The sequence below is a fragment of the Paenibacillus sp. FSL L8-0638 genome, from assembly GCF_038593075.1.
In the GTDB taxonomy this organism is placed as follows: Bacteria; Bacillota; Bacilli; order Paenibacillales; family Paenibacillaceae; genus Paenibacillus; species Paenibacillus polymyxa_D.
Genome location: NZ_CP151960.1, coordinates 855507 through 880000, shown reverse-complemented (window position 1 = coordinate 880000; position 24494 = coordinate 855507). Strand labels below are relative to the sequence as shown.

The 24494-nt window shown below is 45.9% G+C and carries 24 protein-coding genes and 1 pseudogene (1 of these 25 only partly in view); 11 read left to right on the top strand and 14 right to left on the bottom strand.

Annotated elements, in window-relative coordinates:
* Both MKY35_RS03940 and MKY35_RS03935 read right to left on the bottom strand, forming a co-directional pair.
* Positions 1 to 1271 carry the 5' portion of an NCS2 family permease gene (locus MKY35_RS03940; protein ID WP_023987039.1) on the bottom strand. 100 nt of this gene lie to the left of the window's left edge, so 1271 of the gene's 1371 nt are visible here — the first part of the coding sequence; it begins with the start codon at positions 1269 to 1271; the stop codon falls past the left edge of the window.
* 305 nt (positions 1272 to 1576) lie between these two features.
* Positions 1577 to 1927: pseudogene (locus MKY35_RS03935) on the bottom strand (alcohol dehydrogenase catalytic domain-containing protein); the annotation flags it as partial.
* Positions 1928 to 1985: 58 nt separating this feature from the next.
* Between MKY35_RS03935 and MKY35_RS03930 the strand changes: the two are divergent.
* A complete protein-coding gene (locus tag MKY35_RS03930; RefSeq protein WP_342445651.1) occupies positions 1986 to 2456 on the top strand; it encodes a MarR family transcriptional regulator in 471 nt (156 codons plus the stop codon).
* A 160-nt stretch (positions 2457 to 2616) separates the two neighbouring features.
* Here the strand turns inward: MKY35_RS03930 and MKY35_RS03925 are convergent, their stop codons facing one another.
* Both MKY35_RS03925 and MKY35_RS03920 read right to left on the bottom strand, forming a co-directional pair.
* Positions 2617 to 3288, bottom strand: a complete 672-nt coding sequence (locus MKY35_RS03925) for an SGNH/GDSL hydrolase family protein (RefSeq protein WP_342445650.1) — start codon at positions 3286 to 3288, stop codon at positions 2617 to 2619.
* Between the two features lie 21 nt (positions 3289 to 3309).
* Positions 3310 to 4155: a LysR family transcriptional regulator gene (locus MKY35_RS03920; RefSeq protein ID WP_342445649.1), complete on the bottom strand. Its 846-nt coding sequence runs from the start codon at positions 4153 to 4155 to the stop codon at positions 3310 to 3312.
* 130 nt (positions 4156 to 4285) lie between these two features.
* Between MKY35_RS03920 and MKY35_RS03915 the strand changes: the two genes are divergently transcribed.
* Entirely contained in the window at positions 4286 to 5416 is a 1131-nt protein-coding gene (locus MKY35_RS03915; protein ID WP_342445648.1) for a Gfo/Idh/MocA family oxidoreductase, read from the top strand.
* Positions 5417 to 5502: 86 nt separating this feature from the next.
* On the opposite strand, the gene MKY35_RS03910 is transcribed toward MKY35_RS03915, so the two are convergent.
* Positions 5503 to 6120, bottom strand: coding sequence for a Type 1 glutamine amidotransferase-like domain-containing protein (locus tag MKY35_RS03910; RefSeq protein WP_342445647.1), 618 nt, complete (start codon positions 6118 to 6120; stop codon positions 5503 to 5505).
* Between the two features lie 441 nt (positions 6121 to 6561).
* Positions 6562 to 8100, bottom strand: coding sequence for a glutamine-hydrolyzing GMP synthase (gene guaA / locus MKY35_RS03905; protein ID WP_013308777.1), 1539 nt, complete (start codon positions 8098 to 8100; stop codon positions 6562 to 6564).
* 145 nt (positions 8101 to 8245) lie between these two features.
* On the opposite strand from guaA, the gene MKY35_RS03900 reads away from it, so the two are divergent.
* On the top strand, positions 8246 to 8902 hold the full coding sequence (locus MKY35_RS03900) for a DedA family protein (protein ID WP_342445646.1): 657 nt from the start codon (positions 8246 to 8248) through the stop codon (positions 8900 to 8902).
* 6 nt (positions 8903 to 8908) lie between these two features.
* On the opposite strand, the gene MKY35_RS03895 is transcribed toward MKY35_RS03900, so the two are convergent.
* A complete protein-coding gene (locus tag MKY35_RS03895) occupies positions 8909 to 9142 on the bottom strand; it encodes a hypothetical protein (RefSeq protein ID WP_039270691.1) in 234 nt (77 codons plus the stop codon).
* 195 nt (positions 9143 to 9337) lie between these two features.
* On the opposite strand from MKY35_RS03895, the gene MKY35_RS03890 reads away from it, so the two are divergent.
* Genes MKY35_RS03890 through MKY35_RS03870 form a run of 5 tightly spaced genes read left to right on the top strand, consistent with a single transcriptional unit; the run spans position 9338 to position 14601 of the window.
* A complete protein-coding gene (locus MKY35_RS03890; protein WP_342445645.1) occupies positions 9338 to 10879 on the top strand; it encodes a spore germination protein in 1542 nt (513 codons plus the stop codon).
* Positions 10876 to 12084 carry a Ger(x)C family spore germination protein gene (locus MKY35_RS03885; RefSeq protein ID WP_342445644.1) on the top strand — a complete coding sequence of 403 codons (1209 nt, stop codon included), beginning with the start codon at positions 10876 to 10878 and terminating at the stop codon, positions 12082 to 12084. The genes MKY35_RS03890 and MKY35_RS03885 overlap by 4 nt, the downstream gene beginning before the upstream one ends.
* 2 nt (positions 12085 to 12086) lie before the next feature.
* Positions 12087 to 13199: an endospore germination permease gene (locus MKY35_RS03880; RefSeq protein WP_342445643.1), complete on the top strand. Its 1113-nt coding sequence runs from the start codon at positions 12087 to 12089 to the stop codon at positions 13197 to 13199.
* A 32-nt stretch (positions 13200 to 13231) separates the two neighbouring features.
* Positions 13232 to 13468 carry a hypothetical protein gene (locus MKY35_RS03875; RefSeq protein WP_342445642.1) on the top strand — a complete coding sequence of 79 codons (237 nt, stop codon included), beginning with the start codon at positions 13232 to 13234 and terminating at the stop codon, positions 13466 to 13468.
* Positions 13469 to 13485: 17 nt separating this feature from the next.
* Positions 13486 to 14601: an endospore germination permease gene (locus MKY35_RS03870; protein WP_342445641.1), complete on the top strand. Its 1116-nt coding sequence runs from the start codon at positions 13486 to 13488 to the stop codon at positions 14599 to 14601.
* 70 nt (positions 14602 to 14671) lie between these two features.
* On the opposite strand, the gene bcp is transcribed toward MKY35_RS03870, so the two are convergent.
* The 4 genes from bcp to MKY35_RS03850 are packed head-to-tail and all read right to left on the bottom strand — an operon-like array spanning position 14672 to position 17811.
* A complete protein-coding gene (gene bcp / locus MKY35_RS03865; protein WP_342445640.1) occupies positions 14672 to 15148 on the bottom strand; it encodes a thioredoxin-dependent thiol peroxidase in 477 nt (158 codons plus the stop codon).
* Positions 15149 to 15190: 42 nt separating this feature from the next.
* Positions 15191 to 15979: an ABC-2 family transporter protein gene (locus MKY35_RS03860; RefSeq protein WP_342445639.1), complete on the bottom strand. Its 789-nt coding sequence runs from the start codon at positions 15977 to 15979 to the stop codon at positions 15191 to 15193.
* A gap of 4 nt (positions 15980 to 15983) precedes the next feature.
* Entirely contained in the window at positions 15984 to 16778 is a 795-nt protein-coding gene (locus MKY35_RS03855; protein WP_053324641.1) for an ABC-2 family transporter protein, read from the bottom strand.
* The gene (locus MKY35_RS03850; protein WP_165150775.1) at positions 16771 to 17811 is read right to left on the bottom strand and encodes an ATP-binding cassette domain-containing protein; all 1041 of its coding nucleotides are present in this window, start codon (positions 17809 to 17811) and stop codon (positions 16771 to 16773) included. The genes MKY35_RS03855 and MKY35_RS03850 overlap by 8 nt, the downstream gene beginning before the upstream one ends.
* 103 nt (positions 17812 to 17914) lie before the next feature.
* Between MKY35_RS03850 and MKY35_RS03845 the strand changes: the two genes are divergently transcribed.
* The 3 genes from MKY35_RS03845 to MKY35_RS03835 all read left to right on the top strand — a co-directional run bounded on the left by MKY35_RS03845 (position 17915) and on the right by MKY35_RS03835 (position 21603).
* Positions 17915 to 19036 (top strand): LCP family protein, encoded by a 1122-nt coding sequence (locus tag MKY35_RS03845; protein ID WP_342445638.1) that lies wholly within the window; start codon positions 17915 to 17917, stop codon positions 19034 to 19036.
* Positions 19037 to 19119: 83 nt separating this feature from the next.
* Positions 19120 to 20436 (top strand): glutamate-1-semialdehyde 2,1-aminomutase, encoded by a 1317-nt coding sequence (locus MKY35_RS03840; protein ID WP_342446599.1) that lies wholly within the window; start codon positions 19120 to 19122, stop codon positions 20434 to 20436.
* Between the two features lie 207 nt (positions 20437 to 20643).
* Positions 20644 to 21603 carry a DMT family transporter gene (locus MKY35_RS03835; protein WP_342445637.1) on the top strand — a complete coding sequence of 320 codons (960 nt, stop codon included), beginning with the start codon at positions 20644 to 20646 and terminating at the stop codon, positions 21601 to 21603.
* 94 nt (positions 21604 to 21697) lie between these two features.
* Here the strand turns inward: MKY35_RS03835 and MKY35_RS03830 are convergent, their stop codons facing one another.
* From MKY35_RS03830 to MKY35_RS03820, 3 genes are all read right to left on the bottom strand, one after another.
* A complete protein-coding gene (locus MKY35_RS03830) occupies positions 21698 to 22111 on the bottom strand; it encodes a sensory rhodopsin transducer (protein ID WP_342445636.1) in 414 nt (137 codons plus the stop codon).
* A 51-nt stretch (positions 22112 to 22162) separates the two neighbouring features.
* Complete coding sequence (locus MKY35_RS03825; RefSeq protein ID WP_342446598.1) at positions 22163 to 23197, bottom strand: glycoside hydrolase family 88 protein; 1035 nt, start codon at positions 23195 to 23197, stop codon at positions 22163 to 22165.
* A 72-nt stretch (positions 23198 to 23269) separates the two neighbouring features.
* Positions 23270 to 24382, bottom strand: a complete 1113-nt coding sequence (locus MKY35_RS03820; protein WP_342446597.1) for a rhamnogalacturonan acetylesterase — start codon at positions 24380 to 24382, stop codon at positions 23270 to 23272.
* Between the last annotated feature and the right edge of the window lie 112 nt (positions 24383 to 24494).

Genomic DNA, 24494 nt, shown 5'->3' with positions numbered 1-24494 from the left:
AATACAGCCAGTACAACGTAAGACAGGATACCAGCAGAAATACCATTCGCGATTCCACCTGTAAAAGGCATCAGCACGATAGTCAGAAATGCAGGAAACGCCAACAGGAAGTTATCCCAGTCGATGTTGCGAACCTGACTCATCATTAGGACCCCAACAATAATCAGAGCTGGAGCAGTAGCGGCAGAAGGCACAACCAGAGCCAACGGTGCAATAAACAGGGCCAACAAGAACAGAACACCTGTCGTTACAGCAGTCAGTCCGGTACGTCCGCCTTCTTCTACCCCTGCGGAGCTTTCTACGAATGCTGTAATCGTACTTGTACCCAATACAGCACCGGTACTTACGCCAACAGCATCCACCAGCATCGCTTTACCGATAATTTTCTCGCCTTTTTTCTTATCTTTCATTATACCCGCGCGAGTAGCTGTACCTACCAAGGTACCGAACGTATCAAACAACTCTACAAATGTGAAAATGAAAATGATATCAAACAGACCAATATGCAAAGCTGCTTTCAAGTCTAACTGGCCTACAGCCAAATTACTGAAATCAGGAATCCAGTTGCCTGTTGTCAAGCTACTCAGATTCGTTACTCCCATCGGAATACCGATTAATGTAGTAGCTACGATCCCAATCAGCAATGCACCTTTGACCCGAACGACCATCAGTGCTGCGATAATAAGCAATCCGATTAGGGCCAGCAGTGCATCCTTTTGATGTACCAGACTTCCCAAAATCAAATTAAAAGCATGACCCGGAACCGGTTGACCAACATCTGTCCCTGGAACGATACTCACCATAACCAGATTACAAAGCTTGAAGCCGACAATCGTAATAAACAAGCCGATACCTACTGTAATAGCTGTCTTTAAATTTTCCGGAACCGCAACAAGCAGCATCTGTCTTACTCGTGTCACAGTTAAAATCAGAAAGACGATACCGGATATAAATACAGCGCCAAGTGCCGCTTGCCAAGTAATCATGCCATTGGAACTCAGGACTACAGTCATAAAATAAGCATTCAAGCCCATACCCGGCGCCATGCCGATCGGCACATTAACGAATAACCCCATCAGGATGGTAACCAAACCTGCACCTACGGCCGTCGCAAAAAAGACAGCTTCACTGGGCATACCTGCTCCAGTCGGACCTAAAAAGGTATTGTTGACCACCAAAATATAAGCCATGGTCATAAAAGTAGTAATCCCCGCTATAATTTCTGTGCGGACGTTCGTGCCATGTTCCTTTAATTTAAAGAAACGCTCCATGAGTCGTAATTCCTCCTACGCAAAGCATACTCGTATTGTTGTCGTTCGTTTGAAGTAATATTCGCATTCAATGCGCTATATTATTACATTCGTTATTTTAGGCTCTCACCTACTGCTTGTCAACAGAAAAAGCGAATGTTACAAATTGAACATATATGTATTGTTCGGAAAACAGAAAACCCGCAAGCAATTATGCAACTGACGGGTTATCATTTAGAGGAATCAGATATTTTTATACTTATCAAAGGCATTCGCTGTGTCCGGTATATTTCCCAGATCAGGTTCTCAGAGTACAGGTTTCCAACAGTCAACCCCGCTAAAGGTACTGAAGCGGCTTCCCCCCAAGAAATTGAGGCAGGTTTACGTGCATGCAGGCGATCATCCATCAAGGTATACTCGGCATAAGTACCGAATCGGGTGGTGTCTGGGCGTGAGAACACTTCATCTCCCACTTTCCAATCGGTGACCTCGCTGCCTACTTCCGAAATAGTACCGGCGACATCCCAGCCTAAAATAATCGGGAACTCCCAATCCATCATTTGTTTTAAGTAACCTTTACGCAGCTTTCAGTCAATTGGATTGATGGAAGTAGCCGCCACTTTGACTACAACCTGATGAGCCTGTGGTATAGGAGTAGGCACTTCTCTTCCTTTCAATTCATCCTTTTATATACTTGTCTCGGGCTTGTTTATTTTTAGTGAGGGTGTATAATACTTGATGCATCAATTGATAGGTCAAGTATTAGGAGGAGAGTTTGTTATCGAACATTGCTCTGAAAAAAGCCAGTTGTTTTATCGCATGCATCTTTTATGTAAAGAAATGAATAACGCTTTTGAAGCACAGTTAAAAACCAGTTTTACTAAGGTCGAAATTTTGTATCATATTGACCATCGTCAGGAACTAAGTCAGCTGCAGCTCCAACATCTGCTCGTTCTGGATGGTGCAGCAGTGACTCGACATCTGAGAAAGCTGGAAGAGGAAGGTCTGATCTTACGTAGTAAAAAGGAGCAGGATAAGCGTGTAACCTATATACGTTTGACCGAATTAGGGGTTCTAGAGCTACAAGTTTTGTCAGAGCAAAGACAAACCTTTCAGGAAAAGCTGCTATGTAAGTTTACAGATGAGGAAATTGTGGCTTTGACAAATGTTCTACAGCGTATGTCTAGCAATGTGAAGAATATGTAAATGTGCGAGGAGGAAATGAATATGAAAGCCATGGTTATAGATCCGTATGGAAGCAAGGTCTACAATTACAAAAAAACGCTCAAGCTAAACGAATAGTCCGAGCATTCTAGAATTTGTAGTTAGTAGGGTCATTCGATGAAACGATGAAATAGTCCATACATTACAGTGTATTCATAAATCCGATAATACGGGCTGCCATCCGCTCGTGGCCTGCCTGATTCGGGTGCAGGCCGTCAGGGATACCATTTTCCCCTGTAAAGTACATCTGTTTATGTACAGGCAACAGTGGTTGAATTCCAGCGATATTCCACAGATCGCAGCACGGGAAAGAATACAGTGAGGCCACTTCTCTCACGGCCTGTGCATACGCGCTATAGACTTGACCTGTGATAGCATTAGGCAGATGCTCAGGAACGGTATCACTTGATCCGTGAGGCGGGGTCAAAAAGACGATCAGCTTGTCCGGGTAACGGTTAATTAATCCTTCGGCAATATGCTTGAGCGCACCATAAAACGTACGCGTTTCTGTCGATGGCGTATCCAAGCTACCGAACGATATTTCTCCCATCGAAAAATCGTTTCTTCCCCCCATAAAAAAGATCACGTTCGCATAAGGGTTCATTTTCTCATAGCGCTCACACATCGGTTCAAAGCCGCCGCTGGCTACACCGCTACCGGATATGCCATGATTCTCAAAAGTTTGGAATCCTAATGCATCACTCACGAGGTGGGGGTAAGGCTTTTCTCCATCACGTAATTCATATCCAAACGTAATGCTATCGCCCAGGAATACGGCATGGCTACCTTGGTACTTGCCCTGATTATTTGTCAATCTAATTCCACTCCTACTCTATTAGATCGTATTATTGATTTCGATAAATTTATGTTCAATCGCTGTCATTTCGTGATTTGGCCGGGTTATTAAATATGTATCCATGTAGCCAAAGGTTGGGGGAGTGGGCAAATAGGATGTTACTTTGAATTGCCGCGCCAGCCTTTTGGACATAAGGGTGATTCCCATTCCCATCAAGGAAAATTCCACCATCGTATCAAACACACCGACCTCCACCACCTCGCCATGGGTCAATCGCATGTCCTGATACAACTTCTCCAATTGCGTGAGATACAGGCAACTATCCGACAATATGATAATAGACGCTCCTTGCAGAACCTGTTTGAGGTCTGATCCTTCATGTATGCCTTTCCCCACCAGCACCAGCTCTTCACGGCATATTTTTTGATAATGAATATACGGGTTGGTGGGATACCCCGTAACAAAAGCAATATCGAGCTCGCCGTCGAGAATCAATCGTTCCATTTCCGTGGTGGTTCCGGTTTTTAATGTAACCGAGGCCTGCGGGTACAGCTCGTATACCTTCGTAAGCGCCCTTGTTGTTTCCCCCGCAACAATGGACTGCATCGTACCGATGCGCAGCTTTTCCTCCTGCGGTCTCATTTTCATCTCCGTGTCTTGCCACAGCAACAACATTTGCTTGAACTGAGCATATAAGATTTCTCCTGCAGGTGTCAGCTCCATACCCCGGGGCTTTCGGTAAAATAACGCTGTGCCGTAATGGGCCTCCAGCTTCTTTATTTTAGCCGTCATATTCGATTGCAGATGATTCAGCTTTTGGGCAGCTTCTGTCAGGCTTCTCAGCTCTGCCACCGAAACAAATGCCTGCATATTTTCAATATCCATCCCTTCACCTCCCATCAAATAAAATGATACCTATATCATAAACAAGCATTATTATTTATGAGTTAAGTGTATTATATTGACCTTGGACGCTACTTTCCACCCTCATTTAAAAATTAGGAGGTATGGCAACATGGTAATAAAGAAGATTCGTGCAGGTATCGTAGGAGGTTCGATGAATAATAAATGGGCTAGTCAAACGCATATTCCGGCGTTGCTCAAGCACTCAAACCTGGATATCACTGCCGTCGGTACCTCCCGTATGGAGAGTGCACGACAAAGTGCAGAAGAAGTAGGGGCGGCACTGGCTTTTGATGATGCCAAAAAGCTCGCAGCTTCCGAGGATGTGGACATGGTCGTGGTGAGCGTAAAAGTTCCCCATCATTATGAGGCGGTGATGGCGGCAATTCAAGAGAGAAAGCATATTTTTTGTGAATGGCCCTTGGGGGCAAACACTGCGGAAGCTGCTGAAATGGCCAAGGCGGCGGAACTGGCAGGCATTCACCATACCGTCGGCTTGCAGGCACGGCAGGATCTCGAAGTGCAAACGATGAAAAAATTGGTGGAGAGCGGAGAGATTGGTGAAATTCTATCCTGTCATATGCAAGTAGCTACTTCCGGCAAAGGAGGACAAGTAAATCAGGACACTGCTTATTTGCTGAACAGAGCTAATGGCGCTAATCTGCTGACGATTAACGGCGGGCATTCTCTGGATGCGCTGCAATACATCGTTGGCGAATTCCGCGAGCTATCGGCCATCACATCATCTCGCTATAACGAAGCCACTATTCAGGAAACGGGTGAAGTCATTTCCAAGGATACAGCCGATCAGATTCTGATTCACGGACTATTGGAAAAGGGGGCGCCGATATCCGTTCACATTCAGGGCGGAGTGAATTCTAAGTTTGAGATAGAGATTCAGGGGAAAAAGGGCATTTTGCGTTTGACACAGAATCCTACGCTTGGGCATGTTCAATTTGGGAATCTGACGCTCGAAAAACTTGCGTACGATCCAAGCAGTACGCAGAGTCATGGTCCTAATGGAGCGTTTGAACAAATAAGTATAACTGCTGAGCCTGATGGTGGCCTGGATTTCCCAAAAGAAGGGGTAACCCTGAATGTAGCCAAGGCTCATCATGTATTTGCCGAGGATATTTTGACGGGCACCCGTCTCGCTCCTGATTTCAACCACGCCTTAAAGCTGCATCAGCTACTGGATCGCATCGAGGAATCGGCTGCAACCGGGAAAAAGATTGTATGGTAAGGTAGAATTATAAAAAAAAGAACATTCAGCACCACGATACATGTGGAATTGAATGTTCTTTATATTGTGCTGCCTTTTTAATGAAGTCATGTGTTCTCAACTTTTATCCTATCACCTTCAACCAAAATAACTTCCGCGTTGCTGATTGGATATAAATTTAATTGGCTGCCATATTCCTCAATGATGCTCTCCACCGCTTTTTTAAACGGGATGTTCGTATGGTGGGGGACTGGGTAGAATTCAATGATCCCGAGCGCAACAAAGGAATCCAAAGCAGGCGCTTCCTGCACATTGTCCATAAGTCGGGCATATTCGATATTCGGTGATAAAATCAAAGAACCTGCAGATTCGCCTATATACAATTTCCCTGCATTAACTTCTTCAGCAATGATTTTGTCAGCCCCGGTTCTTTTTAACTCTTGAAGTAAATAAAATGTGTTGCCTCCGGTAATATAAATATAGTCATTTCCTCTAATTTTACTCGCTATTTCATCCCAGGTTGCTGTGCTTATTTCGATTTCATCCACGACTAATCCTAAATTCTCTAATTCTTTTTTTCCTGATTCCACATAAAACTTAACTTTCTCTGGAATACTTGCGGTTGGGATGAAGGTGACTTTTTTTCCTTCCAAGTTTTCACCGGCGAAATGGACTAACCATGGTGCAACATCCTTAAATGAGGACGACAAAAATAATTTTTTCATCTCTTTATTCTCCTTAGAACAGCGTTTAATAAAACGGGATATGTAACACTTTAATCTAGATAAATTATAAAATATATTAGTATCAAAACATGACACCATTGGAGGATAACATGAAAAAGAGGTGAACGTTTAATTTCATACTTGATTTAAGCTATTTATAGCTTGAATCTAATAAAACCATATAAAAAAGGAGATACATTACCATTGAATAATATCTCCTTGTTTCAAATTCATATTCCGTTTTGCAACAACAAATGACTTCATTTCCCCGTCGATTGAAGTTACCGTACAGTAAACTTTCCCGAGCAAGGGTTTCGACCTTGCCCCTGAAAAAAAAAAAGACTCCAACCGCATAGCGATACTTCGCCGATACGGAGGAGTCCTGATGTTGTATTGGTAAATCTTAAAGGATTCATGGTTACGGCGCGGAAGTCTCCACGCTTATTCCCACTCAATCGTTGCTGGTGGTTTGGAAGTAATATCGTACACGATACGATTCACGTTATCCACTTCGTTTACGATACGAACGGAGATTTTCTCCAGCACATCCCAAGGAATACGCGCCCAGTCAGCAGTCATACCGTCGATGGAGGTTACTGCACGAATACCTACAGTGTAAGAATACGTACGAGCATCGCCCATAACGCCAACACTCTTCATATTCGGCAAAGCGGTGAAGTATTGCCAGATTTCCCGGTCCAGACCGGCTTTAGCAATCTCCTCGCGCAAAATGTAATCCGACTCACGAACAATGGTTAGCTTGTCCTCTGTCACTTCACCCAGCACACGAATGGCGAGACCCGGACCTGGGAATGGTTGACGCCATACAATCTCAGCTGGCAGTCCGCATTCTTCGCCGACTTTACGCACTTCGTCCTTGAACAGGGCATTCAACGGCTCGATCAGCTTGAACTTCATGTTCTCCGGCAAACCACCCACATTATGATGGGATTTAATGGTCTGTGCCGTTGCTGTTCCGCTCTCTACAATATCCGTATACAGCGTACCCTGTGCCAGGAAAGTAAAATCGTCGAATTGAGAAGATTCTTCCTCGAACACATAGATAAACTCGTTACCGATGATTTTACGTTTTTGTTCCGGATCATCGACTCCTGCCAGCTTGGACAAGAAGCGCTCACGTGCGTCAATTTTGACAACTTTCATATCAAATTTACCAACAAACGTCTCCATTACACTTTCGGCTTCACCTTTGCGCAGCAATCCATGGTCAATGAACATACACGTCAGTTGGTCACCAATCGCTTTATGAATAAGCATCGCTACAACGGAAGAATCCACGCCACCGCTTAAGGCACACAATACTTTCTTGTCGCCTACCTGTTGGCGAATCTCACGAATCTGATCTTCGATAAACGATTCCATGGTCCAGTTGCCTTCACAACCGCACACTTCATAAAGGAAGTTGCTGATCATCTCGTTACCTTGAACGGAATGACGTACCTCTGGATGGAATTGCACCGCATACAGATTCCGCTCCAGGTTACTCATCGCTGCAATCGGCGCACTCTCTGTTCCTGCATCCAGTGTAAAGCCGGTTGGCAGATCTGTTACGTGATCCCCATGGCTCATCCATACGGTTTGACGAGAATCCAGTCCTTTAGCCAAGCGGGCATCCTGATTGAATTGCACGTCTGCTTTGCCATACTCACGCTTGCCCGCACGTTCTACCTTACCATCCAGTTGGTGAGCCATCAGCTGCATGCCATAACAAATACCAAAGATAGGAATGCCCAGGTCATAAATTGCCCGATCCACCTGAGGAGCATTGTCTGTATATACGCTGGAAGGTCCGCCTGAGAAAACAATCCCTTTTGGCGCCAGCTCTCTCAGCTTCTCCGCAGGCGTATTGTATGGAAGGAGCTCGCTATATACGCCGAGATCCCGAATTCTTCTTGCGATTAACTGGTTGTATTGTCCTCCAAAGTCGAGAACTACAACGATTTCATTAGGCTTATTCATTACCGTGCCTCCCTCAATTGTTCGTTTCATTATACGCAACGATAAAACAAGACGTCAAGAATTCAACCGGAGTTGAGCGGGCATGAAAAGATTGTTAAAATGAATTGATTCTAAAATACTCAATCTGTTCGTAGGAGTGTAAACGATGGATGTGCTGAAGTGGATCGCGCAATTGTTCGAAGAATACGGCTACGGCGTCCTTTTTTTCGGCTTGCTGCTTGAGTTTATTGCTTTACCATTTCCCGGGGAAACCACCATGGCTTATGCGGGATATCTCTCCTATGCCGGTACCCTGGATTTCGGTAAACTGATGCTGCTAGCTTTTTTGGGCACGACCATCGGTATGACTATTACCTACTTTATCGGAAAGTGGGCTGGACTCCCCTTTATTCAGAAATATGGTAAATGGATTTTGTTATCGCCGGACAAGCTTCAGAAAACACAAAAATGGTTTCAACGATATGGATACTGGCTTATTTTCCTTGGATATTTCATCCCCGGTGTCAGGCATTTTACCGGTTATTTTGCCGGAATTATTGCTCTTTCTTTCCGTAAATTTGTCTTGTATGCTTACAGCGGCGCTTTATTCTGGGTCATCCTCTTTCTAAGCATCGGCAAGCTGTTTGGTCCCCAATGGGATGCCATTTTCCATTTGGTAGAGCTGTATGCACTGCGAATTGCGGGAGTCGTTGGGTTCATAATCCTGCTGTATATTATTTACCGGTGGAGAAGCTTCCTATTTAGCTCGCTACGCAAATCCGAAAAGTCGGTGAAAACCAGCAACAAGGATGACACGAAGTAATCACACTCATGCTGCCTTGCGGCTACGAGTCCTTGCATAATACATCAAAATCACGATAGATATCACAATAAACCCCGCACCTCCAGCCAAACCCAACGTACGCGGCTCCATCATTTCAATCGCCACCCCTGCACCAAGCATAGAAGTCCGATGATTCCTTGACTCCACGCCGTCAGCATGCCCAACAATGGACCCTGTAAATACAATAGGGTCTCCCGCATTAATAATGTATCCAGACAAATGTCCCCTATCCCGCCAGCCAACTACCGCTTAATCCATAAGTAAAATCCCCAGCAACAAAAGACATACCAGTCCTCCCTTCACCGGAGCAAATCGCGAATGTCAGACTGTATTCGTTTCTATAATCGCAAGGCATAAATTCATATATTCAGAGCATACTAAGCCAACAAACTCCAATATCGGAGGATTTTACGTATGCCAAATCAGAATAAAAGTTGTCCACTTACTCATGTGTCCTCTAACTTGAAGGATAATGTGAATCATATCGAAAGCTCCTTTGGAAACAGCGGAGATGTAATCATTAAAGAGCTATTATGGATGCAAAAATGGCCAGCAGCTCTATTTTATATTGATGGTCTGGTCAATACTCAATTGCTCCATGATTCCGTTCTCCGTTCATTAATGCGGGTAAACGAACATCATGTACCGGAGGGTGCGGAACCGTTCGACTATTTAAAGGATCAAGTATTAATTGCTGGTAACTCCGGCAGTTTGGACGAAATGGATGACCTATTCAACCGGATGCTATCCGGCGGTATTATCATTTTGCTGGACGGATACACCAAAGGCATATGGATTGATGCGGTCGGTTGGGAGGATCGCAATGTCAGCGAACCCCAATCTCAGACGGTTGTACGGGGTCCAATGGAGGGTTTTACCGAGAATTTGCGTACCAATACAGCTCTAATTCGTAGGCGAATCCGCGATCCGCGTCTCTGGATGGAAACAAGACAGATTGGTCAAGTGACCCATACCAATGTGTCCGTGATGTATATCAAGGGAATTGCCGACGAAGGAGTTATTCAGGAACTGAGAGAACGTCTGGATCGAATTGATATTGACGGAATTTTGGAAGGGGGTTACATCGAAGAGGAAATTCAGGATGCCACCTTCACCCCGTTTCCCACCGTATATAACAGCGAGCGTCCGGATTCGGTCGCTGCCAGCCTACTGGAGGGCCGAATCGCTATCTTGGTGGACGGGACACCCTTTGTTCTGTTGATTCCTGCGCTATTCGTGCAATTTTTCCAGTCAGCAGAGGATTATTACCAACGTGCTGACATCAGCACTTTGCTGCGTTTGCTGCGTTTCTTTTCCTTTTTTATCGCTATGCTTGCACCGGCTGTTTATATTGCGGTAACTACCTTTCATCAAGAGATGATTCCTACAAACTTACTGGTCAGTCTCGCCGCACAAAGGGAAGGCGTACCGTTTCCGGCTTTTGTCGAGGCGATGCTTATGGAAATTACTTATGAGATTTTGCGTGAAGCAGGAGTCCGAATTCCCAAGACCGTCGGACAAGCTGTCTCGATTGTAGGCACACTGGTCATTGGGCAAGCAGCCGTGGATGCGGGGGTTGTCTCGGCGGCTATGGTCATTATCGTGTCAATCACCGCCATCTCCAGCTATGTTATTCCAGAAAACGGTCTGTCGATAGCGGTTCGTATTATACGCTTCGCCTTAATGATGCTAGCCGCAGCCTTTGGACTTCTTGGAATATTGATGGGGTTAATCGTAGTTTTGCTACACTTGACCAGTCTGAGATCGTTTGGAGTATCTTACATGAGTCCGTTTGGCCCCTATGTGGAAAGCGATATGAAAGATACGCTGTTTCGCTTGCCCTGGCCTCATATGACGAAACGTCCTCAATCCATCTCTATCCAAAATACGATCCGCCAAAAAACGAAAAAAAGACGGATCGGCAATAAATCAAATACCAGAAGGGATCAACCATGAAGCAGACCATACATTTACTCTTTGTCTGGGGGCTGATTGCATTACTATTAGGTGGATGCTGGGATCGCAGAGAATTAAACGAACTCGGCATCGCTATTGGGATCGGGGTGGATATGGTAGGAGACCAGTATCAGGTGACAGCTCAGGTGGTCATTCCTTCTGCAGTAGCTTCCAAATCTGCAACAAGTGGAGGCTCCCCGGTGGTTACTTATCAGGCCACAGCGCCCACGATTCAAGAAGCTATTCAAAAAATGGTAGATACAAGCCCACGCTCTATTTATTTATCACATATTCGTATGCTGATTTTAGGAGAAGCATATGCAAGAAAAGGAATTTCTGATGTGATTGAGGCTTTGATGCGGGAGCCTTTTACAAGAAGTGATTTTTATATTGCGATAGCCAAAAATAATAAGGCTTCCACGATTTTGAAGATACCGACTGCTCAAGAGAAATTACCAGCTAACAAAATGTTCGCTTCATTGGATACCTTAACCAAAACATGGGCTCCTGCCACCAAAGTAACCATGGATCAAATGCTTAGCAATCTGGCAAGTCCCGACATCCAGCCTACTTTGCCTGCTTTGGAAGCTATTGGAGATATAGAATCGTCCATAGACAAAGGCGTAGAAGATACCACAAGCATATCTCCTAAAACTACATTGAGGTTCTCCGGTATCGGTGTATTAAAAAAAGACCGCTTGCTAGGGTGGCTGAATGAACAAGACAGCAAAGGATTCAACTATATTCGGAATGAAGTGGAGATGACAATGGGGCATACCGACTGCGAGGGAGGTGGTAATATCGCCTTGTTAACTTTGAACAGTGATACTAAAAACAAAGTCATAATGCGTGATGGAGAGCCTGTTATTGTAATATCAGTTACCAACAACAGCACTGTACGAGAAGTCAACTGTCAGCATATGAAGTTAAGCAGTATGGCCGATATTAAAGAAATTGAAGCCGCAAGCAATGAAAAAATTGTTGAAATTTTAAAGCATTCCGTAGAAACCGTACGACGTGAGTTTAAGTCAGACATTTTTGGATTTGGTCAGCTGATTCATCAGTCCAATCCCGAACTTTGGAAAAGGATAAAAGAAACCAAAGAAAATCCATTTATGGACTTGCAGATTGAATACAAAGCAACAACAAAAATCCAAAAAATTGGTACCTTATTTGAATCATTCCAAAAACAAATGAAGGAGTGAGCATGGTGGAGGAGAAAGGGCGTATAAGCATCAGGAATATAGCTGTACTCGTATTTTTGAGTATTTTCGGAGACTGTGTATTGGTGTATCCCTCCATCATTACAAGCATATCCAAACAAGATGCCTGGATTAGTTCGTTTTTAAGTATCCCTGCAGGATTAGCTGTGCTATGGCTACTCCTGCGGGTACATCAGCTTTATCCTAATCTCACCTTCATCCAACTCTGTCAGCGAATTTTGGGTCCATGGTTAGGCGCTATCATCTCTATATGGTACTTGTTTCATTTATTGATGAATTCAGCGATTTATTTAAGAGAAGTCGGGGATTTTTTGAATAACCAAACTTACGTCGTTACCCCTCTCCCTGTGATCAATTTATTCTTAATCCTTGTCCTTATGTGGGGACTGTATATGGGGCTGGAACCTATTGCTCGTACTGCTCAAATATTATTTCCATTATGCTTGACATTCACTTTATTTTTAATCCTGTTTTTACTGCCACAATGCGACAGTCAGCAGCTTAAACCCATAATGGAGCAAGGTATTCCTACGATTATCGAAGGCAGCCTATTTGCAGTTTCGTATCCATACGGAGAATTAGCATTTTTACTGATGATTCTTCCTTATGTAAACAAACAACCAGGTCTGAAAAAGTCCGTTTTACTATCTGGACTTCTTGGCATCATTTTGTTAAGCGTGCTGCTACTTGTTTCAATCATGGTACTAGGCCCTTTTGTAACAGAACACAGCGTGTACACCTCTTATACGTTATCCAAAAAGATTAGTATCGGGAATTTCTTGCAAAGAATTGAGTCCATGATGAGCATAGCCTGGATTATCACTACCTTTGTTAAAACCATTTTGCACTTCTATGCCTTTACATTAGGAATGACTCAGCTACTGCGGTTAGACAATGTACGGACCTTTCTGGGCCCCAGCTTCATGATCCTGTTTGGTTTGATCATCGTTTCGGCACCCAATATTACATACTATCTGGACACGATCGTCTATGCCTGGATTTATTGGGATTTGACCGATTCGGTTGTCCTTCCTCTACTGCTGCTTGTTGTATACAAATTCAGATCAAAAGGCAGTCACACTCTGGGACCCGGGTAACCCCCCTCACCCTTAACGGAAGGAGCAATGTCATGCTGATTACCATTACTGTCATCTGTATCGGTTTAGCCATCGCCGCCAAGGATTTACCAGGCTTGTATCGCAAGCGTCGGATTAAGGATATGTTAGTGTACGTCATTATGCTTGGATTAGGAACATGGCTTAGTGTCCTTGCTGCCAAATTAGAGGTTACGCCAAGCCCGCTGATTCTGATTGAAATAATCTATAACCCTGTTAACACTTTTGTGTCACATTTATTTGGTTTTTAGAAAGGAGGCAGCCACAAATGTCAAAAAAAGCACGTATCAGTGTTCGGCAAGTGACTATCCTTATGTTTATGTGTTTAATTGGGGATATGCTCTTAATCTATCCGACTATTATTACACATATTGCTCATCAGGATGCCTGGATCAGCTCTATACTGTCCATTCCGTTAGGATTAATTGTTATTTACGTGCTCGTTCGCGTTCATGAGCTCTACCCGAGCCTTACACTTATTGAAGCGATCCGCAAAATTTTGGGGCCCGTGTTCGGAACCATTGTCTCCTGCTGGTATTTGTTTTATTTTTTAATGAACACCGCTCTTATTGCAAGAGAGGTAGGCGATTTCCTGACTACACAGTTATTTTTACAAACCCCTCTGCGTGTTCTGCTCGCTATGGGAATATCCTTAATGGTGCTTACTGCGCTAGCGGGAATTGAAGCTTACGGTCGTGTTAGCGAGATGCTATTACCAGCATATATATTAATCTTCTCTGGTCTGATCCTTGCACTCCTGCCACAAGTTCAGCTTTCTAATTTACGGCCTGTTTTGGAAAACGGGTTAGCTCCTGTTGCTAAAGGAATGGTTCCAGGCGTGGCTATGCCTTTTGCCGGAATGTCTATTATGCTCATGGTTTTTCCTTATGTAAACAAAAAAGCCCATTTTAAAAAGGACATGTTGCTCGCTTCCCTTATAGGCGGAATCGTGATTAGCCTGTTTCTGCTGCTCTCCCTTCTTGTGATTGGACCCTTTGTGACCAATTACAGTCCATACATTTCTTCTGTACTCACGACACAAATTAATGAACTGAATTATATTACACGTGTTGAATCGCTTGTTGCTATAACCTGGGCACTGGCTGCCTATTTCAAGGGAGTTCTTTTCTTCTACGCCTTCACTTTTGGAACACCCCAGTTGTTCCGAATTTCTAATAGTCGTCCATTCGTCATACCCGCAGGCGGGCTTGTGTTTGGAATGACCATTTTAATAACACCAAATGTTTACTATTATGTAAGAACTCTTGTTTATCCATTGGCAGCCTGGAATATTACAAACGGCTTTATCATTCCGCTTTTGTTATGGGGGGTATACCTCTGCAAGCAAAAGTGGAAACAACGGCAGAATCTATTTAGAAACTAACAAAAACCTTTTGAAACCGATGCTTAGAAAAGCATAATTCGATTCCAAAAGGTTTTTTTGTATTCTTCACTTACACCATGTTCTGAATATACGCCAGCGCAGCATCAATATGCCCTTTCACTCTTAAACCACGCCATTCATGAACTAAAATGCCATTTTCATCAATAAGGAACGTAGACCGAACAATACCCATGTACTGCTTGCCGTACATCTGTTTTTGCTGCCATACACCATACGTCTCAGCGACCTGATGCTCTTCATCAGATAACAATTGAAAAGGGAGTCCGTACTTGGCAATAAACTTGTCATGCTGCTTGAGTGGATCTGGGCTTATCCCCAAAATCACCGTGTTCAAGCCTTCAAACTCCGTATGTTTATCCCGAAAATCACAAGCCTGTGTCGAGCAGCTAGAGGTCAAATCCTTGGGATAGAAATATATCAACACCCTACTGCCTCGATAATCTGACAGCTTAACATGCTTTCCCTCACTGCCAGGCAATTCAAAATCCGGTGCCGCTTGCCCAATAACGGTAAATGCCGCGGACATCTCATCATCTCCTATCTTGTGGGGATTCTTATATAACCTAACCTATGAGCCTGCCCCTCTGTAGCGGCGAATTCCCCAGTTCCATGCCAGTAAGCCCAAGGTCAGAAAGACAATCCCCATCGCTGGAGTTAAGAGCGCCATATGGCGCATGTCCTCTCGGTGAAGGAACAGGGAGGCTGGATATACGCCAACAAAAGCAAACGGTAGTATCCAAGTCAGCACAACCTGAATAGCACGGTTATAGATCGTTACTGGATAACGTCCGTAACCCTGAATATTGTACATGAGCGGAATAATTCCTGTCGGCGCATCCGAAAAAAACGAAAGGGAAGTCAATATGGTGTATATCCCCGTATAGATCGCCACGGCACTTAGGCTCAAAATGATCAGCGCCGGTATGAACCACCACTCCATAGCCAAGTCCATCTGTGCCCCGCTGATCCCCATAATAATCAGACCGATCACTGAGCCGACCAGTGCGGGCGGGTCCACATTTTCAAGGAAAATCTGGAACAGATTATACGCAGGACGGGTCATTACCCGGTCGAGTTCACCTTTTACAATATAACGCTCGCTAAAGTTCCAAAGGTTGACGAAACAGCTGAATAGTCCGTAAGGAACCATAAAAAATCCATAAACGAACACGACTTCATTTTCACTCCAGCCACCCAAACTGTCTGTGTGCATAAAAATAACCAGGATAAAAATAAGATTCGTGGCCTGAAACAGTAGATCTGAAATAACTTCTACCCAAAAGTCGGCCCGATAGGTGAGCCGTGACTTCATGTAATTTTTTAAATATTCGCTAATGAGACCCAAATAGTACATCATCGGCTTACCCTCCCTGCACGAACAGACGTCTGCGCGCCAGTCGCCAAATGATGATCATCGGCACGAGCAGAACGACCAGCCAAATGATTTGGATACCCAGTACATTCCAGATGCCAACGCCTTTTACACGTCCCGTAAATACAGAACCCGGCAAATAGGTAATCGCCTGAAACGGCATCCATTGGGCGATCGTCGCTAGCCAGCCTGGAAACAAACTGATTGGCAAAATCAACCCAGAAAACAGATCTACAACTACGCGCTTCATACGCATCATGCCCTCATTATTTTCGATAAAAAAGGCCGTTAATCCCGTAATAATATTAATCTGAGTGTTGATCATAAAGCTAAAAAACAGCATGACCAGAAAACCAACCCAGGCTACCGGATCCGTGGGAAGCTTCACCGGAAATAGCAGCATCGCAATCGCCATGCCTGGAATCATAAACAACAGAAAACGAAACATTCCCTCGCCGAGTCCTTGCATAAATTTAACAAGTACATAGTTATAAGGTCGGATCATCTGAATTGCAATGCTTCCATCACGAATATCCGTCGATATCTCACGATCCAGATTGTTAAAATAAAAGGCTCTCGCCATCCACGATACGGCTACATACGTCGTCATCTGAGCAGCGGTAAAGCCTCCAATGCTACCCGCATCGCCATATATCGCTTTGTATGTGAAATAATACACGCCAATATTCATGCAATAAATAAGGATTCCTGAGTAATAGTTCACACGATAAGCCAGCATCGTGAGAAATCGAATACGAATAAAATCGGTGTATACGCTAAGCATGAACTTTGGCCTCCACTACCGGATTGCCCTGGCGTTCAGCCGAGCCAGACTGATAGATACTGCGGACGATATCATCCGTGTTGGTTTCAATGATTTTAATATCCGTAATGTCCGTGCGACCGACTACGCAAGCGAGAACATCCGATACATTAATATGAAGAGGAATCCATACCTTGGCAGCCAAATCGTTATCCACCGTCCAAGCCAATGGCATATCAGCAGTCCATGCCTGTAATTGCTCCAATTGGGTCGATGTGCCGAACTGGAACCGTACTTCTCGACCTGTACCCCAACGCGCCTTCAGATCCTCAAGACCACCATCATAGATGATATTCCCATCATCCAGCATAATGACGCGCGAGCACAGCGCTTCAATATCCTGCAAATCATGGGTTGTCAGCAAAATAGTCGTACCGTAATCCCGGTTCATGTCCTTTAGAAACTCGCGGATTTCGGACTTTACCATAATATCGAGCCCAATGGTCGGCTCGTCCAGAAAAACAATAGACGGATTGTGCAGCAAAGCTGCTACCAACTCACAGCGCATCCGTTGCCCGAGACTAAGCTTGCGTACCGGGCGGCTTAGCAGATCCTGCAATTGCAGTCTCTCCACCAGCTCATCCAGCCTGCGTTTGAAGTCAGTAGCCGGAACCTGATATACTTTCCGCAGTAGCTGAAAAGACTCGATCACACCGATGTCCCACCAAAGCTGGCTGCGCTGACCGAAAACAACACCAATGTTGCCTACAAATTTCTCGCGCTCCTCATAGGGGACATAACCGCCCACCTTGAGATGTCCCGATGTCGGCACGAGAATACCTGTCAGCATCTTAATCGTGGTGGACTTTCCAGCGCCGTTTTCACCGATATAACCGCATATTTCCCCTTGCGGAATACGGAAGGAGATATCTTTGACCGCGGCCACCTCGTTGTATTCGCGGGCGAATAAATCAAGGAAGGCACCTTTTAGGCCCTCGCGATTTTTTTGAACCTTAAATGTTTTGCGCAGATCCTGCACATCAATTGCCAGCATGTTATACCTCTCAATCAGGATTTGTAAAATCCATAGTTAAATTGATTGTGCTCCAAAAAGAAATTATAATGTAATGAACTGAAAAGCGAAAGGGAGAGCATCCATGACAAGCAGAACCAAAAGGACGATATGGTCGGTTCTAGCCGTGGTTATCGTCGCGATTGTCGGCTTTGCCGTGTACTATTTTACATCTATTTATAATCAGCTGGATAATCTGCATAAAGAGGGTGCTAACTCCCCCTTCAAAAATGTAAAGCAGGTCGATCAGGTTCGTACGCCAGAACCGCCCAAGTGGGAAGGTACCGATATGGTCAATATTTTGCTAATGGGTGTCGATGGGCGCGGTATCCAGAAAGGGGAAGTCCCCCGATCAGACAGCATGATGGTCGTGTCACTAGACCCCGTCAAGAAAAAAATCCACCTGTTCTCTATTTTGCGTGATACGTACGTGGATATTCCCGGTTACGGAAAAAATCGAATTAATACCGCCATTACTCACGGACCCAACACAGCCATGAAGACGGCTGGCGATCTGTTGGGCATCCCGGTGCAATATTATGTGTACACGGATTTCCAGGGCTTTATCAAACTGGTGGATGCCGTAGGCGGGATTGATTTTGAAGTGGAAAAGGATATGCATTATACAAGTAATGCGGATAAACATCAGTACGATATTGATTTGAAAAAGGGTATGCAGCATCTGGATGGCAACACGGCGCTTCAATATGTGCGGTTCCGCCACGATGCGATGTCCGACTTCTCCCGATCAGGACGGCAACGCGCATTTTTGGAGGCCGTAGCCCAGAAAATGCAGACCACGACTTCCATCGCCAACCTGCCGAATATTTTAGAGCAGGTTAACCCGTACATCGACACGAATCTCAGTGTTAACGATATGTGGAAGCTGGCGAATGTGGGGTACCAAAGCAACTTTGCAGGCAGCGAACAGGTTCCACCGATGAAGATGCTCGGAGAAGAGAATGTGGGCGGCGCGGCAGTTCTTACTGTCCGCGATCCGGAGGAACTGAAAACGTATGTGCAGGATATTTTTAATAATCCACCCACACAAACACAGGAACAAAATAAGGATCAGAACGAAACGAAACAGCCAGACAGTGCATCGTCTACCAAGACGGATAAAGCTTCTTTTACAGGGGGCAGTAAAGCCAGTGATGAGAATGCTTCCAAACAATCAACAACAAAGACAGGTCAAAAAGAGCTATAATGATGTATGCAGGGGCAGCCGTGAACGCTGCCCTTTGGCGTGTGTATACCCTATTTTAATGAACGGAAAGGAAGTTTTTGATGATGAAACGGGAAAACTCCGAAGCACTATATAAAGAAGCCCTGGAGCATATTGTCGGGGGCGTTAACAGCCCTTCACGTTCCTTTAAAGCTGTGGGCGGCGGTGCTCCAGTATTCATGAAACGCGCCCAAGGCGCTCATTTCTGGGACGAGGATGATAATCGGTATATCGATTATTTGGCGGCCTACGGCCCTATTATTACCGGACATGCTCACCCCCATATTACCAAGGCGATCAGCGAAGCGGCCGCGAACGGCGTATTATACGGAACCTCAACGGTATTGGAAATCAAACTGGCCAAGATGCTGAAGAAAGCCATTCCTTCTATGGACAAGGTCCGGTTTGTGAATTCAGGCACAGAAGCAGTCATGACGACGATTCGTGTGGCACGGGCTTATACTGGGCGGAACAAGATCATCAAATTTGCCGGCTGCTACCATGGTCACTCGGATCTGGTACTTGTAGCCGCAGGCTCCGGTCCTTCCACACTGGGCATACCGGACAGTGCAGGTATTACAACCAACATTGCGAGCGAGGTCATTACTGTGCCATTCAATGACCTCGACGCGTTGCGCCAAGCTTTGGAGCGCTGGAGCGACGATGTGGCGGCAGTTATGGTCGAGCCTATTGTCGGTAATTTCGGCATGGTTATGCCGCAGCCCGGTTATTTGGAAGGGTTGTGCTCCATGGCGCGTGCGAACGGCTCACTCGTCATTTATGACGAGGTCATTACCGCATTCCGATTCCACTTCGGCTCTACTCAAACGTATGCAGGTTTGGACAACCATGATGCGATTCAGCCAGATTTGACCGCGCTGGGCAAAATCATGGGTGGTGGTCTGCCAATTGGTGCCTACGGTGGCAGCAAACAGATCATGGAGCAGGTTGCCCCACTCGGCCCGGCTTATCAGGCGGGTACGATGGCAGGCAACCCGGCGTCCATCTCGTCAGGCATCGCCTGCCTTGAAGTCCTTCAAGGAGAAGGCGTGTATGAAGAGATGGAACGTCTGGCTGTGAGGCTGACGGACGGTATTCAGTCCTCTGCCGAACGCTATGGCGTGCCATTGACGATCAACCGTATTCGTGGAGCGTTCTCGACGCATTTCTGTGATCATCCGATCACGAACTACGCGCAGGCGCAGAATACGGATAGCGAAGCGTTTGCATCCTTCTTCCGTCACATGCTGGATCGCGGTATTCATTTGGCACCATCCAAGTACGAAGCCTGGTTCCTCACAACAGCGCATACGGACGAAGATGTAGATGCTACGCTGGAAGCGGCGGACGATTCGTTCCGGGCGATGTCACAAGGGAAGTAAACCCAGCAGTAAGTGATAGAATATGAATTTTGATAAGAGCTGGAAGTAGTCTTAGGGAAGGGTATTCGACCTCTGGGACTTCGTTCCGGCTTTTTTTATTTTACAACTGTACCCGTACAGTTGCAGATTTTATGGATTGTATCATGTTATGCCATCCGGGTATATTGAGAGAACCACAGGTTAAGGTCATGACTACGGAGGTCTATTATGCACAGTCGTTCCAGAAATGGAGCCGCCTATCTGGCAGCTCTCAGCTATGCAGCTATACTTGGATTTTCATTTTTATTTGTAAAATTGACGGTCACAGAGGCGAGCCCGCTGGATGTGATCGCCCACCGCTTTGCGCTGTCTTTTATCGCTTTGACCGTTCCAGTGCTGCTCGGTTGGATTAAGCTCAACATCAAATTGCGTGACATTCTGCGCATTTTACCACTGGCGCTGCTCTCGCCATTAGTGTATTTTCCACTGCAAGCCTTCGGGCTGATGAGCACTTCTTCATCGGAAGGTGGAATTATTCAAGCAACCGTTCCCATCTTTACGCTGCTGTTAGCTTCTTATTTTATTAAAGAGCGTACAACAGTAGTCCAAAAGATTTCCTTACTGCTCTCTGTCTTTGGTGTGGTTTTTATATTTGTAATGAAAAGCGGAGCACCGCTAGCGTCCAATAGCTATGGGGGTATTCTTCTGCTCGTGCTTTCTGCGATATGCCTATCCGGCTATAATGTGCTGGCACGACCCTTAACACAAAAGTATAGCCCCATGGAATTGACCTATGTTACCTCTATTTTGGGGTGTATCGTTTTTAACGTGGTGGCACTGGGGTATCATGCCATAGACGGCTCCATGAGCGCCTATACCGCTCCACTGGTGAAGCCTGGTTATTGGATGGCACTGATTTATCTGGGCATTCTGTCTACCCTCGTCACCTCACTGTTATCGAGCTTTGCCTTGAAGTGGATCGAAGCCTCCAAAATGAGTGTGATCGGTAATTTATCCACCCTCATTTCCATGATTGCCGGTGCTTACATTTTGAAGGAGCAGCTCGCCTACTATCACATTGTTGGGGCTGTGATGATCATTATCGGCGTGCTGGGTACCAATTTCGGAGGGCGAAAAAACTTCACGCCGATCAAAACAACTTCGGCAAAATCACAAAAAACGAGCTAAAAATAGATACTAATTTGCCTGCAAAAAAGGAAATCTCCCAGCTGCGCAATTCCAGCCGGGAGATTTCTTTCTTCACTTCTTAGTCTTCGTCGGATTAAATAGGGTACGCCATGACACTCATTAACGCCAATTCCGGCTGTGTCGTGTCCAATCTGCTATATTGTACGATGATGGGCACATCGCTAGTGACCGTAATTGCGTAAGGAATGCCTGTGGGAATCCGTTCGCCGGATTTCTCCAACGAGGCTGTTCGGATATGACGGGTTCGTCTTCCTTCCACTACCTCGATCAATCCCTCCAATGGCTCGCGGTCTTCAAAATAGATGTCTATACTTAGATTTGCCACACGGCTCCCACAATTCAGCACACATATACTCTCATGACTGAGCAGCTCTCCCCGGCTTTCCGGTGGAATATACCCATCGGGGATAACCCAGAATAGGCTGCCTCGCGGCTGATTAGCTGCCTTTTCCTGAAAAAGCTCCTGAAAAAGTTCAGTATCTCCCATGCTATCGGCCTCCTTTACCCGAATTACTTTTTGGCGCTTATGCCCCTTCTTCTAGCCGTACGGATTCTCCTTGGTACGCAACAGTTGAGCCAGAAAAGCAAGCGCCAATCCCTGACCCCAGCCCTGAATGCGTTTGTAGGGGACGTTTCGATAGCCATCAATATCGTTCATCACAGCAGTTCCAGCGGATACCCCCGTTACTGTGCCGTCGTCCTTAATGCAGGAAAGTATACCATCGATCGCCTTTTGTGTGTATTTGTTAAACAATCTTCCTTGCATAAGCAAGGCAGTCGCGATTCCTGCCGAGCCCGAGGTTTCCAGATAAGAGGTATCATCGTTCAGCACCGTATGCCACAGCCCTTCGGGGGATTGCAGCCGCACCAGTGCATTGAGCTGGTCACGCAGCGAGCCATCGATGATCATATAAGATGGATGCTGCACCTCCACAAATTTCAGCGCTTTTGCCATCGTGAGAGCTGCCCATGAATTGCCACGCGCCCAATATATTCCTGACATCCGGCTTTGATTCGCATGATCCCAGCCGTGGTAATACAGATTCGTATCCGGGTCCTGCAAAAATTCTTCATGCCCGTGATATTGACGAACCCCATCCTCCCAATACTCTTTGTTGCCCAACAGATGACCGATGCGCAGCAAATAATAACCGGCCATAAACATCGTATCCACCCATGCTTGCTGCGGGAATACATCGTGAAGTGAGTTTACCGTATGCTGGAAAATGCCGTCGGCAAACCGCTCCGCTTTTTTGGCCAAAAATTCTGCCATCTCGATGGCAATATCAAGGTATTTTTGCTCACCTGTGGCCTGGTAAAGCGTCAACAAACAGTGCCCGACAGAAACGCCGTTCACCGAGAGAGATGGAAGCCCATCTTCGATATTTTCGTCAACCCATTCTTTCAGCTTGGTCAAATACTTCTCGTTCCCTGTCGCTTCATACGCTTCGCATACTCCGTAAAAGGCTACTCCACCCGGCCAATCCCAGCTGTAGTGCATTTGAAAGGTGCGTTCTACGACCCGATCAATCACCTGCTTAACTTGTTCTTCATCAAAAATCAATGCAGGCATTTCCACGTCTCCCCCTTTGGTAAGTTTCACATGAGTTACCCCCTTAACGCCCGTACATGAAAAGGTCGTCTTTCAACGTAAATACATGCGCAGCGGTTGCAAATCCAATTCCCTCACAGCATCCACCACCATGTCTGCAATACGAGCCGCACCATTCTCATGAAAATGTGTGTTATCCTCTAAGCCGCCGGAAAAGTTCATGTATTCACCAGGCAGCAGCCACATAAAAAGCTCTTTACTCTCTTCGGGGCCCAGCCGCTCATATAACTCCTGCGTGCGGGCAGACAAATCAATCAGCGGTACATTCGCTTCTTCCGCCAGCTCACGAACCGCTGTTACATAGTCACCATGTGTGTCAGATAGCGTACCATCCTCATTAAAATAGCGACGATGTACGGGCGTGACCAGTATCGGGGTTGCCCCATGGCTTCTTGCGCCGTCGATGTAGAGGCGAAGATGCTCCTTGTAGGTTGTAAAAGGCTCTGTAGCCCGCTCCGGATCAGGCTTCTGATCATTATGGCCGAACTGGATGAACAGGAAGTCTCCTGCCTTTATTTCGCCCAAAATGGCACTCAGCCGTCCTTCGTCCACAAAGCTTTTGGAGCTTCTTCCCGATACGGCATGATTATCCACGCAGACATCATGCTTGAACAGGGCGGGCAAAGCCTGGCCCCAGCCAGTATACGGATAACCGGATGCGTCCTGATCCGTAACCGTGGAATCTCCGGCTAGGAATAGCCGGAGGGTCTGTGGCGCTGGCGCAATCTCCAGCGCATTGAGCCGTGGCGCGGTGCCTGATACGGTGAGGCGCAGCTTGCCACCCCGGACAGGCACCGCAAACAGGGCTTCGGTGAACTGACCCGGCAGCGTGTGTACCGGGGGAAGCATGTGCTTGCCTTCACCAGCCTTGAGTCGCGTGAGCGTTTCCGCCTGCGAATCGCCCACCAGTATAGTGACGAGATACATCCCGTCTGGCACATCTGCAACAAATGCAGCGTTCAGTGGAATACAAAAGCTGCTTCGTAGCCGCGTGCGTGCATCCTTGGCTGCACACTGCCTTTTTCGACCGTATACATGCTCCGTAGTCTCGAAGCCATAGCCCTGTTCAGTTGTATATAAGCAATCCGGAGACACTCCCTTGTAGCCATCCGCAGGTTCCCCCGGACCAAAATCAAACTTCCACAATTTACTCACCTCTCAGCCATCGCCCTCAAATCCCAACCATTTAATTGTATAAACCCGAATACCTTCCATTTTCACTCGTAAGCCTCATATCCTCACGCTATGGATTTTGGAT